The organism is Streptomyces sp. NPDC018833 (genome assembly GCF_044390825.1).
GTDB lineage: Bacteria > Actinomycetota > Actinomycetes > Streptomycetales > Streptomycetaceae > Streptomyces.
In genome coordinates, this window is the sequence record NZ_JBIRZM010000029.1 from 24,471 (window position 1) to 37,746 (window position 13,276).

Below are 13,276 nucleotides of genomic sequence, written 5' to 3' on the forward strand. Positions count from 1 at the left end.
CGGTCGCTGGTTGGGCCGGCCAGTTTATGCAGTGGACACGACCGTCACGACGCGCACGGCCCCGGGAAACAGGTCAGCGGCCCTGGTACTTGGCCGATGCCGTACGGGCGGTGCCGAGCTTGCCGTAGAGCCGGCTGCCGGGGCAGTCCGTGTCGAAACCGTCGCGGTGTCCGGAGATGGCGTTGAGCCTGACCTTCGTTCCCTCCGCGTACTTGCCGCTCCCCGCCGAGGTGAGAGTGACCTTGCCCTTCGGGTTGACGCCGTACAGTCCGAGCTTCCACGCCGTCAGCTTGGCAACCGCTGTCACTGCGGCCGACGGCGGATTGGAGGAACCGTAGGTGCCGAGGACGGCGATTCCGGTGCTGTTGGTGTTGAAACCGAAGGTATGGGCGCCCTTCACGGGCTCGGCCACGCCACCTGCCCGGCCTTCGTAGATGTTTCCGCACTTGTCGACGACGAAGTTGTAGCCGATGTCGCGCCAGCCGCTGCTCTGGACGTGGTAACGGTAGATACTGCGGATGACGGCGGGCGCCTGTGAACAGGTGTAGTCGTTGCCGGTGGCGGTGTGGTGCACGAAGGCGGCCTTCACGGAGTCCGTGTAGACGAAGCCCTCCTCACGCAGGCTCTCGTCGGCTCCCCACCCCCTGCGCGTGACGATGCCCGGCCGGGGCCCGATGTACGGCTTGGCCGTCACGGGGTCCAGCACGAGGTCGCCCGCCGCCGCGGCCTCCGCCTCGGTGTCCATCCGGTTGAGCGCCGGGATCCCCAGTCCGCCGGCCGGAGCTCGCCCTACCGAGCCCTCGTTGCCCTCGTTGCCCTCGTTACCGTCGTTGCCCTGGTTACCCTCGTTGTCCTCGTTGTCCTCGTTACCGTCGTTGCCCTCGTTGCCCTCGTTACCGTCGTTGCCCTCGTTGCCCTCGTTACCGTCGTTACCCTCGTTGTCCTCGTTACCCGAGCCCTCGTTGCCGGGGCCGGAGGTGACGGTGTCCGCCGGGTCGTCGCCGGGGTCGACGAGTTCGAGGCGCATCCCCTCCGGCAGCCGGTCCGCCCGGCCGCCGTCCGCCTGGCGCACGCGCACCTCCACGCCGTCGGACGCGCCGACCCACAGGGGCACGGTGGCACCGCGCACCCGGCCCGACTCGCTCTCCGCGGTGCCGGGGTCGGCGGCGTGCTCCTCGTTGTGGGTCTCGACCTCCTGCCAGGCGGACCAGGTGCCCGAGCCGATGCCGCGGGTACGGACCTCTACGGTTCCGTCCAGTTCCGCGGCCTCGTCCTCCCAGACGATGCCGACCAGGGAGAAGGGCTCGACGTCCTGGGCGGGCAGGCCCTGCACGGAAGCCTGGCGCCCGCGGACGGAGGGGACTTCGCCGAGCGGCCGCAGCGGCAGGGAACGCGTGCTGCCGGGGACGTCCGGCGTCCCGTCCGAGGGCGAGGCGAGCGCGCCGGAGACGAGCGAGAGCGGAAGGACGAGCGCGGCCGCGCACGCCACGGTGATCGAAGATGCCAGGTATCCACGCATGGCAAAAATCCTGGGTCGCGCACGCGGTGCGCGCCTGCCGGGAAATCGGCCGTGTGCAAGGGGCCGACCGGAGGATCCCGTTCACCGGTACGGCGGCCCCGCCGGCCCCCTCGGCGTACTCTTGCGCGGATGAACGCCAGCGACCGTACCCCTGCCGACCTGCTGCGATCCGCGCTCGCCGCGGACCCGGCGCGCCCCTTGGTCACCTTCTACGACGATGCCACCGGTGAGCGCGTCGAATTGTCCGTCGCGACCTTCGCCAATTGGGTGGCCAAGACCGCCAATCTCCTTCAGGGCGATCTCTCCGCCGAGCCCGGTGAACGCCTCGCGCTGCTGCTGCCGGCCCACTGGCAGACCGCGGTGTGGCTGCTGGCCTGTTCTTCGGTGGGGGTCGTCGCGGACGTCGGCGGGGATCCGGCCGGCGCGGACCACGTGGTCGCGGGGCCGGGGCAGTTCGAGGCCGGACTCGCGTGCAAGGGCGAGCGGATCGCGCTGTCGCTGGCGCCGTTGGGCCGCCGGTTCCCCACGCCGCCCACCGGTTACGCCGACTACGCGGTGGAGGTGCCCAGTCAGGGCGACCGGTTCGCCCCGTACGCACCGGTGGCCCCGGACGACGTGGCCCTCGTGGTGAGCGGGCTGGAGCTGACCGGTGCCGAACTGGTCGAACGGGCACGGGCGGACGCGCAGCGACTCGGCCTCGGCCCCGGCTCCCGGCTGCTGTCCGGGCTGCCGTACGACACCTGGGAGGGCCTGTCCGCCGGGCTGTTCGCTCCGCTCGCGGCGTCGGGCTCCGTCGTACTGTGCCGGAACATGGGCGAGTTGTCCGAGGACGGGCTGGCCAAACGGATCGAGAGCGAACGCGTCACGGGCACCGCGGTATGACAAGCCACTGAGGTCCACTCATGTGGCGCACGCCCGGGCCGAGCCCTCCCGGCCCGGGCGTCAACTGCGGTGGATGATCGGCGACAAGCGTGTTCCGCACGCACAACCAAGCGCCAGGTTCAGCCGTCTACGTCGTGTCCGGTCGATCAGGCGGGATCAAGATCGGTCGGACCGGGCCCAGCCCTTCGACCGGCGGCCCAGCGCGCAGCCGATGCCATGAGGGATGGACGCACACGTGACGGACAAGGCTGGTACGCCCGCGGAACCGGACGGCCCGACCGGGGACGAGGCCGAGCCGTCGGACCCGGCCGCGGCCGCGGACCCGGGCGCGGACCCGGGCGCTGCCACGGACCCGAGCGCCGCCACGGACCCGGGCGCGGAGGCCGGGGCCGGCTCCGGCACGGACGCGCACGTCACCGACGCGGACGCAGGCCCGGCCGCGGCCGCGGACCCGGGCGCGGACCCGGGCGCTGCCACGGACCCGGGCGCCGCCACGGACGCTGACGCGGAGGCCGGGGCCGGCTCCGGCACGGACGCGCACGTCACCGACGCGGACGCAGGCCCGGCTGGTACGGACGCGGGCTCCGGCTCCGGCTCCGGCAAGGGGGGCGACGGCCCCGCCCCCGACTCTCCTTACAGGCGGCACTGGCTGCGCTGGGCCGCGCTCGGCACCTCCGTCGTCGTGCTCGCCGCCGCGGGTGCCGGCTGGTGGCTCTACCGCAAGCTCGACGGCAACATCACCACCGACACCTCGGCGGCGGCGGAGCTCAGGGCGTACGAGAAGGAGCGCCCCACCGCTCTCGTCACCGGCGCGCAGAACATCCTGCTGCTCGGTTCGGACACCCGGGAGGGCGAGGGCAACGACACGTACGGCAAGGACGAGAACGGCAGCCAGCGCTCCGACACCACGATCCTGCTGCACATCGCCGCGGACCGGCAGAGCGCGACCGCCATGTCCATCCCGCGTGACCTGATGGTCACGATCCCGAGCTGCCGCAAGGCCGGCGGGACACGGACCAGGGAGCAGATCGCCCAGTTCAACTGGGCGTACCAGTTCGGCGGCGCGGCCTGCACCATCCGCACGGTCGAGAAGTTCACCGGGATCCGCGTCGACCACCACATGGTGATCGACTTCCGCGGCTTCAAGGACATGGTCGACGCGGTGGACGGCGTCGAGATCTGTCTGACCGAGCCGATCGACGACAAGGCCGCGCGGCTCAGGCTGCCCGCCGGCCGTCAGACGCTGCACGGCGAGGAGGCACTCGGCTTCGTGCGGGCGCGCAAGACGCTGGGCAATGGCAGCGACACCGAACGCATGGAGCGCCAGCAGCACTTCCTGGGCGCGCTGGTCAAAAAGGTGCAGAGCAACGGGGTCCTGCTCAATCCGACCCGGCTCTATCCGGTGCTGGACGCGGCGACCAAGTCCATCACCACGGACGCCGGTCTGGACTCCCTCAAGGACCTTTACGACCTGACCCGGGCGATCCGCAACGTACCTACAGAAAAGGTGCAGTTCCTTACAGTTCCGCGCAAGCCATACCATCTCGACTCGAACAGGGATGAACTGGTCGAACCGGATGCGGGCGAACTCTTCGAACGACTCCGGGAGGACGTCGAGGTCACGGTCGTGCCGGAGGGCGAGAGAACCGAAGGGCCCGCGGACCGTGACGGGGAAGTCACCGAGGGCAACGCCGGGGACCCGACCCCGACGCCGACCTTCTCGGGCACCAACGCGGCCGAAGGCATGTGTGAGTAAAGCAATGGCCAAACGAAGACCGGCAGGTCATGCGAATTGGGCGGAATGCCCCCTTGTAAGTGCCAAGGAATTTGTCACGGACGTCGCTCGACGCTGAACTGGGCGGATAGTGTGACGCGATCCGGTGCTTCCGACCCTGTGTCGCGCACTGCTGGATCGAAGGACCGAGCGCCTGTCGGGGGAGGCGCATCGCGTGGCACCGACGGAGGACTCAAGCAACCGTGGATGCGCAAAGCCGTGGACGGGCGGACGAGATCGACCCCGCCGACCAGTGGGTGCTGAACCCGCAGACGGGCAACTACGAACTGCGACTGGACCAATCCGTACCGCAGTCAACAGCCTCCTCCAACCAAGCCCCGGGCGCAAGAAGGTCCCGCCGGTCCGCCGAAGCCGCCGACCCTTCCGAAGCGGCGAACGGCGCGCCGCGCTCCGGCGCCGCCACGCGCCGCAGGACGGCCGCCCCCGCCCCCGAGGTCCCGCCTCAGCGCAGCCGCCGCGCGGGCAACGCCTCGGGCCGCGTCCCGCAGCAGGCCGGCAGGCGCAAGCGCAAGCAGGCCGCCTCGCGCAAGAAGAAGGCGTTGCTGTGGACGGGCGGGACGCTCGCGCTGGTGATGGTCACGACAGCGGCCGCCGGATACCTCTACTACGAGCACCTGAACGGGAACATCACGTCCCTCCCCGACGACAACGCGGGCACCGGCGGCTTCAGCAAGGACCGGGCGATCAACATCCTGCTGATCGGCACGGACAAGCGCACCGGCGCGGGCAACGGCAGCTATGGCGACAAGAACAGCCCCGGCCACGCGGACACCACGCTGCTGCTGCACGTGTCGAAGGACCGCACCAACGCGACCGCGGTGAGCATTCCCCGTGACCTGATCACCGATATCCCGGACTGTCCGACGACGCAGGAGGACGGCTCCACCAAGGTCATTCCCGGCACGGAGGGCACGCGGTTCAACGAGAGCCTCGGCCAGTCCGGCCGTACGCCGAGCTGCACCATGCGTACGGTCAAAGAACTCACCGGCATCACCATGGACCACTTCATGGTGGCCGACTTCAACGCCGTCAAGACGCTGTCGTCGGCGGTCGGCGGTGTGCCGATCTGCCTCGAGAAGGACATCAAGGACGACAAGTCCAAACTCGACCTGCCGGCGGGTGACCACACCCTGGAAGGCGAGGAGGCGCTCGCGTTCGTCCGCACACGGCACGCCGTGGGCTTCGGCGGCGACCTCGACCGCATCAAGATCCAGCAGCAGTTCCTCAGTTCGCTGATGCGCAAACTGAAGTCGAACGACACGCTCACCAGCCCGACCAAGCTGGTCAAGCTGGCGGAGGCGGGCACCGAGGCCCTGACGGTCGACTCCAGGATCGACGACATGATGAAGCTGCGCGATCTTGGCCTGGAGCTCGGCAAGTTCGACATGAAGAACCTCACCTTCGCCACGGTGCCCGTCCTGGACAACCCGGCTGAGAAGGTCAAGGCGACGGTCGTGCTGGACACGCCCAAGTCGGACGCGCTGTTCTCGATGGTCAAGAACGACGTCTCGCTGACCGAGGTCGAGCAGAAGAAGAAGGCGGCCAAGGACGAGCAGGCCGAGCTGCTCAAGGGCACGAGGGCCGAAGCAGCCGACGTCCGCGTCGACGTCTTCAACGGCGGTGGCCCCAGCGGCGCCGCGCAGAAGACACTGGGCTGGCTCCAGAACACCGAGGGCGTACTGAAGTCCAGCAACAAGGGCAACGCGCCGGCCGACGTCACCAGGACGACGCTGGAGTACGCGCCGAACCAGGCCGACCAGGCCCGCAAGCTCGCGGATCTGATGGGCCTGCCCGCCGCGGCCCTCAAGCCGGGCACCGAGGACGCCCAGGGACTGGAGGCGATGACGCTGACCCTCGGCCCCGATTTCAAGGATGCCGGGGTACCCATCACCGGTCCGGCAAAGGCGCCGGTGGATGCGGTGCAGGCGGACAAGAAGATGTGCGCCAAGTGACATCGGACGGCTCATGGGGAGAGCCTGAACACAGGGGGTTCTAGGGGTGGGACACAGCAGCGTGCGTGGGGAGGGGACGCGGCGACGCGGACCGCACGCCCGCGATCTGGGCTGGGACGACAGCCTGTACGACGAAGGGAGCCCGCGCGAAGAGGAGGCCGTGCGCGTTCCGCGCGCCCGTACGGCTTCCGACGACGAACGGGACGGCGCGGGTGCGCCGGACGTGAGTGCGGAGAGCTCGGGTTCCTCCCGCCGCCGGGTACCCCGCCGCACGAAACGCGGCAGGCGACGCCGGATACTGCGCGGGGTCACGCTGTCCGTGTCCGTCGTCATCCTGGGCACCGCAGGAGCGGGCTACCTGTACTACGAGCACCTCAACAGCAACATCCGCAAGGGTGAACGCAATTCAGCCGGCTCCGACGTGCAGAAGTCGGCTCCGAACGCGGCGGGCCAGACGCCGCTGAACGTCCTGCTGATCGGCTCCGACAGCAGGAACTCCAGCGAGAACCTTCAGCTCGGCGGTTCGAAGAAGAGCGTCGGAGCGCCTCCGCTCGCGGACGTCCAGATGCTGTTGCACGTCTCGGCCGACCGTAAGAACGCCTCGGTCGTCTCCATTCCCCGTGACACCAAGGTCGACATACCCGAGTGCACCGACCCCGAGACCGGGGACACGCACGCCGCCACAAGGGACCTCATCAACGCGACCCTCGGGCGCGGCGGCCCCGGCTGCACGCTCGCCACCTGGCAGAACCTCACCGGCGTCTACATCGACCACTGGATGATGGTTGACTTCGCGGGCGTGGTGGACATGGCCGACGCGATCGGCGGCGCCGAGGTCTGCGTCAACCACAATGTGTACGACGGCCCCAAGCCGGGTGTGCCCGGCGGCTCCGGGCTCAGGCTGACCAAGGGCTCACACGAGATCCAAGGCGTCAAGGCCCTCCAGTGGCTGCGCACCCGGCACGCCTTCGAGAGCGACTTCGGCCGCTCCAAGGCCCAGCACATGTACATGAACTCGGTGATCCGCAAGCTCAAGGACCAGAACGCCTTCACCGACACAGGCCGGCTCACGGACCTGGCCGAGACGGCCACCAAGTCCCTCCAGGTCTCCGAGGAGATCGGCACCGTCAAGAAGCTGTTCGACCTCGGTATGACGCTCAAGGACGTGCCGACCGACCGGATCGCGATGCTCACCATGCCGCGCATCCCGGACCCGGCCAATCCGGGGAACCATGTGCTGCCGGCGCCGGGCGAGGCCGACCGGCTCTGGGAGTTGCTGCGCGAGGACATGCCCGTGGACGGCAAAGCCCCGACGTCGAAGCCGCAGACGCCGGCCGCGCCGAAGGACCCGGCCGCCGATCCGGCCGACATCGGCGTCATGGTCCGCAACGGCACGGGGGACGCGGCCACGGCCACGCCCCGGCGGGCCGCCGCGGTCGCGGGCGTACTGGGGCAGAAGGGCTTCACCCAGGCCTGGGCGGACAAGACCCTCGACCCGCAGAAGCGCACTCAGGTGCTGTTCCCGAGCGCCGAGCTCGAAGGCGACGCCCACGCGGTCGCCAAGGCGCTCGGGGTTCCCACGAGCGCGGTGAAGAGGTCGACGGACGTGTCCGGCGTGACGCTGGTGGTCGGCGCCGACTGGCGTACGGGGGACACCTTCCCCAAGGCCTCGCCCGCCGCGGGCCCGCCGAAGAACACCGAGACGGTCATGGGCGACGACAAGGGCTGCATGGACATCTACGCGCCATACCGTTTCTGACGACCCGGCACACGAACGCCGGTCCGCTCCGTGGGGAGCGGACCGGCGTTCGGCTGTTCCGGTCGGGTCAGGCGGCGGTCTTCACCGAGGGGCGGCGGCTCGCGATGACCTTCCTCGCCAGCGAGCGCGGGCTCGTGAGGAAGCCGTACCCCCAGGACATGTGCATCGTCGCCAGCGCGAGGGGGATCTGCAGCCGGGCCTTCGGCGACAGGCCCCTGCCCGCCGGTATCGAGCCGGCCGTGATCGCCGCGACGTAGCCGCCGGGGACGACGAGGGCCCAGGGGGTCAGCGTGACGCCGAGCACCAGGGACGCGGCTATCGCGCACACGGCGATCGGCGGGGCGAGGTAGCGCAGGTTGATGGAGCCCTGGTGGTAGCGGGCGACGACATGGCGCCAGCGGCCGTACTCCTTGTACTGCTTGGCTAGCGCCCGCACGGACGGCCGGGGGCGGTACTGCACCCTCAGCTCGGGCGAGAACCAGATCAGCCCGCCCGCCTCACGGATGCGGAAGTTGAGCTCCCAGTCCTGGGCGCGGATGAACTCCTCGTTGTACCCTCCCTGCTGCTCCAGCGCCTCGCGGCGGAACACGCCGAGATAGACGGTCTCCGCCTCCCCCGCCTCGCCACCGGTGTGGAACGCGGCGTTGCCCACGCCTATCTTCGAGGTCATCGCGGCCGCGACCGCGTCCTCCCAGGCGTTCTCGCCCTCGGCGTGCATGATGCCGCCGACGTTCTGCGCGCCGGTCTCGTCCAGGAGACGCACCGCGGTCGCGATGTAGTTCGGCGAGAGCATGCCGTGGCCGTCGACGCGCACCACGATCGGGTGGCGGGAGGCCCTGATGGCGGCGTTCAGCGCGGCGGGGGTGCGACCGGTCGGGTTCGGCACGGTGCGCACCCGTGGGTCCTCGCGTACGAGTGCGGCGGCGATCTCGTCGGTGCGGTCCGTGGACGGTCCGAGCGCGATCACCACCTCCATCTCGCCGTCGTAGTCCTGCTCGAGGATGTGACGGACCGAGTTGCGCAGGTGCCGCTCCTCGTTGAGGACTGGCATGATCACGGAGACAGCGGGCATGGCGTTCATCGCCCGCCACGTTACCGCGAACGGGGGACGCCCCGGTGCGGCGGCCGGTGTCGCAGATCGTATGGACCTACGGTGCTCAGGATCCCCTGTCGTCGCGGAGGTGTCCCCTTGCCCCCACCGCCCCGGCCCCGCCCCCGCCGCCCGGCCCCGGCCCCGGCCGCGTCGCGCCCGGTGAGGCGGCGTCCGGCCGCCCGGCCGGTCCGGCGCGAGCGGCCGCGCTGGGGCATGCGGATGGTGACGGGCCTCTCGGTGCTGGTGCTCGGCATCGGCGGGATCGGGCACGCGGTGGTGACGAGCCTGGAGACCGGGATCGAGCGGGTCGACCCGTTCCGCGACATGAAGAACCGGCCCGGGGACACCAACGGCACGAACATCCTGGTCGTCGGCACCGACGGCCGGGACCGGATCACGCCCGAACAGAAGAAGAAGTACCGGCTCGGCGGTGCGCCCTGCCGCTGCACCGACACCGTCATGCTCGTGCACATCTCGAAGGACCGGCACCGCGCCAGCGTGGTGAGCCTGCCGCGGGACAGCTACGCCGAGATCCCTGAGCACACCGACGCCACCACCGGCAAGCGCCACAAACCGCACCCGGTGAAGCTGAACGCCGTGTACGCGGAGGGCGGCCCGGCACTGACCGTGCGGACCGTCGAGGACATGACGGATGTGAAGATCGACCACTATCTGGAGATCGACTTCACCAGCTTCATGAAGACCGTGGACGCGGTCGGCGGCGTGGAGATCTGCACGGCCCGCCCGATGAAGGACTCGCACACCGGTCTCGACCTGCCCGTCGGCACGCACAAGCTGAACGGCGGCCAGGCCCTCCAGTACGTGCGCTCCCGCCATGTCGACGGGGCGGCCGACCTCGGGCGCATGCAGCGCCAGCAGCGGTTCCTGGCGGCCCTCGTCGATCGGGTGACGAGCAGCGGGGTCCTGCTGAACCCGGTGAAGTTCCGCACGGTCACCTCGACGATGCTCGGCTCGGTGCGCGCCGACAAGGGCTTCGGGACCGAGCAGATGCTCGCCCTGCGCCGGGCGATGCAGGGCTTCACGGCCGCCTCGTCGGAGTTCACCTCGGTGCCTGTCGGTGATGTCGGCCACCGGGTGAAGGGCATCGGTTCCACGGTGAAGTGGCACCCGGGGAAGTCCCGGAAGCTCTTCCAGCTGCTGCGCGACGACAAACCGCTGGCCCCGCACCGCCCGAACCGCCCGAGTGCCACGCCCGTCGACGTCTCGCCGCAGCAGATCCGGGTGCAGGTCTACAACGGCACCCCCGTCGACGGCCTCGGCGACCGGGTCGACAAGGCCCTGCGCGGCACGGGCTTCGCCACCACCCGAGCCCCGCTCAACATCGGTAACGGCGCGGTGCGGCGCACCTATGTGACGTACGACCCGCGCTGGGACCGGTCGGCGAAGTCGCTCCGGGCGGCGCTGCCGGGCTCCGAGCTGCGGCCCGTGAAGAACCAGGGGCCGACGCTGAAGGTGGTGGCGGGCGCCGACTACAAGGCCGTCACACCGGTGCGGGCGGAGGATCCGCACCACGGCGAGTTCGGTGCGGTCACCGGCGACCAGGTGGTCTGTCCCTGAGGGTAACGCCTGTCGCGGGCCGTCAGTCCTCCATGCCCTCCGCGGCGCGCTTCTCGCGGAGCTCCTTGATGGCGCGGCGCCGCGCAAGCCGGTGCGTACGCCGGATCTGCGCCTCCTGGTAACGGCGCCGGTCCCGCTCCGTCTCCGGCAGCACCGGCGGCACCTGGCGCGGCTTGCCGTCCGCGTCGACCGCGGCGAAGACGAGGTACGCGCTGCCGACCTGCTGGGCGGGCGTCGACTCGTTCCAGCGCTCCGCCAGGACCCGTACGCCTACCTCCATCGAGGACCGGCCCGTCCAGTTGACCTGGGCCTTCACATGCACCAGGTCGCCGACCCTGACCGGCTCGAGGAACACCATCTCGTCCATGGAGGCCGTGACCGCCGGGCCGCCGGAGTGCCGGCCCGCGACGGCGCCCGCGGCGTCGTCCACCAGCTTCATGATCACGCCGCCGTGCACGGTGCCGAGGAGATTCGTGTCACTGCCGGTCATGATGTGGCTGAGCGTGGTACGTGACGCCGAGGTGGGCTTACCCGGAATTTCATCCTCCGGGCGTGGGGCCTGATCTGTCATGCCCTCCACCATATGCCTGGGCCACATTGCATCAGCTTCGCTACAGCCGCGGTGGGATTCGACACCCGCCCTGTCGGCGCGCCGGGCCGCACCTGCACACTGTTCCGCATGAACGACTGGCCCGAAGGATGGACCGACGACGACGGCAGCGGCAATGGACGCGGCTACGGGCGCGGCAGCTCCGGCGCGCAGCCCGAGGGTGCGCGCGTGATGCGCCATGTCCAGCGCCCGGCCGCGCCTCCGCGCGGCGCGGTGCCCCACCAGCAGCGCGGATACGACCAGGGCTACGCCGAGCCCGGGTACGACAGCGGCTTCAACACGGGCCAGGTCTACGGTGCGCCGGGCGGGGGTGGCAGGGGCGTCCCGCCGCAGGGCGGCCCCTACCGGCAGCCCGGACCTGCCCCGGACTGGCGTCGCCGGTTCAAGGTCGGCTCGGTCGTGGTGCTGGTGGCGGTGCTCGGCACGGCGATCGGCACCTACTTCTGGGCCGATTCCAAGGTGCGGCGCGAGGTCGACCTCTCCAAGGTGATCGAGCGGCCGGAGGAGGGCGACTGCACGACGTATCTGATCGTCGGCTCCGACAGCCGTGAGGGCATGACGGCCGAGGAGAAGAAGAAGCTCCACACCGGCTCCGCCGAGGGCAAGCGCACCGACTCGATGATGATCCTCGCGGCCTGCGGCAGCGGGAACACCATGGTGTCCCTGCCGCGTGACTCGGATGTGGAGATACCCACGTTCGTGGGCTCGGAGTCCGGCAAGACGTTCCCGGGCACGGGCCGGCGGGTGAAGCTGAACGCGGCGTACGCGGAGGACGGCCCCGAGCTGCTGGTGCGCACGGTCGAGCACAACACCGGCCTGCGCATCGACCACTACGCGGAGATCGGCTTCGCGGGCTTCGCGAACATCGTGGACGCGCTCGGCGGTGTCGAGATGACCATCGACAAGGGCTTCAAGGACAAGAAGTCCGGCGCCGACTTCGCGGCGGGCAAGCAGACCCTCGACGGCGAGCAGGCGCTGGCGTACGTCCGCACCCGGTACGCGTTCGCGGAATCGGACCTGGCGCGCACCAAGAACCAGCAGAAGTTCCTGTCGGCGATGGCGAGCCAGGCGGCGACGCCGGGCACGATCCTCAACCCGTTCCGGCTGTACCCGACGATGGGCGCGGGGCTGGACACCCTGATCGTCGACAAGGACATGTCCCTGTGGGACCTCGGTGAGATGTTCTTCGCGATGAAGGGCATCACCGACGGCAGCGGCACGTCGCTGAACATGCCGACGTCGGGCAGCCGCGGCGGCAACCTGGTCTGGGACAAGGCCAAGGTGCGGCAGCTGGTGCAGCAGATCAAGAACGACGAGAAGGTCACCGTCACCGATAAGTGACGCACGCCTCGACAAGGGGCCCGCACCGCGCTCGGCGCGGTGCGGGCCCTTCCGTTGCGGTCAGCCGGCGGGCAGGTTCAGGTGTCCCGGCACCTGGCCCGCCCGCACGGAGCGGTCGTGCTCGGAAGGCAGTGCAGCCCGGCCGCCGGTAAGGCCGCCATCGCTGGTCAGTGCAGGGATGCCACCGCGTCCGCGATGAGGGCGCGGACTGCCGCTCCCCGTGCGGCCTGCTGCGAGAGACGTTCGAAGGCGCGGGTGTACAGCTCGACCTGGCTCGGCCGTGTGAGCGTGGCGGCGGCGTCCAGGGTGTCGCCCGGCGGCTGCGGCCCGACCGCTGCGAGGATCGTCATCCCGCCCGAGGACGAGTGACCGCCTCCTCGGGCACCAGCAAATGCGACGGCTGCGCGAGCACTACCCCGGGGGCTGACGACCCCATAGAAGAACAGACGGAAGTCGCCTGACGCAGCCCATGCGAACGGCCCCCGGCATCGCGCCGGGGGCCGTTGCGTTTGTGCAGCTCAGGGGCGATTCACCGGCCAGCGTCAGCCCAGGCTTCCCCCAGCATGACGCTCAATCCCGAAACGGGCCCGAGGCCGGAAGCCGAATGGCGGCTCGCAGACGGGGGAAGACGGCCGCTGACCTGCGAGAGCTTGCTACGGCAGGTTGCGGGCCATCACGATCCGCTGGACCTGGTTGGTGCCCTCGTAGATCTGCGTGATCTTCGCATCGCGCATCATCCGCTCGACC

Annotated in this window: 10 protein-coding genes and 1 pseudogene; 6 read left to right on the top strand and 5 right to left on the bottom strand. The window is 70.2% G+C overall.

Annotated elements, in window-relative coordinates:
• Positions 1-73 precede the first annotated feature (73 nt).
• Complete coding sequence (locus ACH5AF_RS34515; RefSeq protein WP_398907404.1) at positions 74-1,519, bottom strand: N-acetylmuramoyl-L-alanine amidase; 1,446 nt, start codon at positions 1,517-1,519, stop codon at positions 74-76.
• 129 nt (positions 1,520-1,648) lie between these two features.
• Here ACH5AF_RS34515 and ACH5AF_RS34520 point away from each other — a divergent pair, with 129 nt between their 5' ends.
• The 4 genes from ACH5AF_RS34520 to ACH5AF_RS34535 all read left to right on the top strand — a co-directional run bounded on the left by ACH5AF_RS34520 (position 1,649) and on the right by ACH5AF_RS34535 (position 7,907).
• Positions 1,649-2,401, top strand: a complete 753-nt coding sequence (locus ACH5AF_RS34520; RefSeq protein ID WP_398907405.1) for a TIGR03089 family protein — start codon at positions 1,649-1,651, stop codon at positions 2,399-2,401.
• 223 nt (positions 2,402-2,624) lie between these two features.
• Positions 2,625-4,157: an LCP family protein gene (locus ACH5AF_RS34525; protein ID WP_398907407.1), complete on the top strand. Its 1,533-nt coding sequence runs from the start codon at positions 2,625-2,627 to the stop codon at positions 4,155-4,157.
• A 221-nt stretch (positions 4,158-4,378) separates the two neighbouring features.
• On the top strand, positions 4,379-6,148 hold the full coding sequence (locus tag ACH5AF_RS34530; protein WP_398907409.1) for an LCP family protein: 1,770 nt from the start codon (positions 4,379-4,381) through the stop codon (positions 6,146-6,148).
• A 46-nt stretch (positions 6,149-6,194) separates the two neighbouring features.
• Complete coding sequence (locus tag ACH5AF_RS34535; RefSeq protein ID WP_398907411.1) at positions 6,195-7,907, top strand: LCP family protein; 1,713 nt, start codon at positions 6,195-6,197, stop codon at positions 7,905-7,907.
• Positions 7,908-7,974: 67 nt separating this feature from the next.
• Here the strand turns inward: ACH5AF_RS34535 and ACH5AF_RS34540 are convergent, their stop codons facing one another.
• Positions 7,975-8,988 carry a glycosyltransferase family 2 protein gene (locus ACH5AF_RS34540; protein ID WP_398907412.1) on the bottom strand — a complete coding sequence of 338 codons (1,014 nt, stop codon included), beginning with the start codon at positions 8,986-8,988 and terminating at the stop codon, positions 7,975-7,977.
• Positions 8,989-9,213: 225 nt separating this feature from the next.
• On the opposite strand from ACH5AF_RS34540, the gene ACH5AF_RS34545 reads away from it, so the two are divergent.
• Positions 9,214-10,578, top strand: coding sequence for an LCP family protein (locus ACH5AF_RS34545; RefSeq protein ID WP_398907414.1), 1,365 nt, complete (start codon positions 9,214-9,216; stop codon positions 10,576-10,578).
• 22 nt (positions 10,579-10,600) lie between these two features.
• Here ACH5AF_RS34545 and ACH5AF_RS34550 read toward each other — a convergent pair whose 3' ends face one another.
• Positions 10,601-11,149, bottom strand: a complete 549-nt coding sequence (locus ACH5AF_RS34550; RefSeq protein ID WP_398907416.1) for an acyl-CoA thioesterase — start codon at positions 11,147-11,149, stop codon at positions 10,601-10,603.
• Positions 11,150-11,257: 108 nt separating this feature from the next.
• Here ACH5AF_RS34550 and ACH5AF_RS34555 point away from each other — a divergent pair, with 108 nt between their 5' ends.
• Positions 11,258-12,529, top strand: a complete 1,272-nt coding sequence (locus ACH5AF_RS34555; RefSeq protein WP_398907418.1) for an LCP family protein — start codon at positions 11,258-11,260, stop codon at positions 12,527-12,529.
• Positions 12,530-12,696: 167 nt separating this feature from the next.
• Here ACH5AF_RS34555 and ACH5AF_RS34560 read toward each other — a convergent pair.
• Positions 12,697-12,840: pseudogene (locus tag ACH5AF_RS34560) on the bottom strand (transcriptional regulator); the annotation flags it as partial.
• A gap of 342 nt (positions 12,841-13,182) precedes the next feature.
• Positions 13,183-13,276: acyl-CoA dehydrogenase family protein (locus ACH5AF_RS34565; protein ID WP_132919430.1), on the bottom strand; the 94-nt coding region annotated here is incomplete at its 5' end.

Bases quoted from the DNA above. Each gene is read 5' to 3' on its own strand.
- ACH5AF_RS34515 (WP_398907404.1), bottom strand. From the start codon at position 1,519: ATGCGTGGATACCTGGCATCTTCGATCACCGTGGCGTGCGCGGCCGCG.
- ACH5AF_RS34520 (WP_398907405.1), top strand. From the start codon at position 1,649: ATGAACGCCAGCGACCGTACCCCTGCCGACCTGCTGCGATCCGCGCTC.
- ACH5AF_RS34525 (WP_398907407.1), top strand. From the start codon at position 2,625: ATGGACGCACACGTGACGGACAAGGCTGGTACGCCCGCGGAACCGGAC.
- ACH5AF_RS34540 (WP_398907412.1), bottom strand. From the start codon at position 8,988: ATGAACGCCATGCCCGCTGTCTCCGTGATCATGCCAGTCCTCAACGAG.
- ACH5AF_RS34545 (WP_398907414.1), top strand. From the start codon at position 9,214: ATGCGGATGGTGACGGGCCTCTCGGTGCTGGTGCTCGGCATCGGCGGG.
- ACH5AF_RS34550 (WP_398907416.1), bottom strand. From the start codon at position 11,149: ATGACAGATCAGGCCCCACGCCCGGAGGATGAAATTCCGGGTAAGCCC.
- ACH5AF_RS34555 (WP_398907418.1), top strand. From the start codon at position 11,258: ATGAACGACTGGCCCGAAGGATGGACCGACGACGACGGCAGCGGCAAT.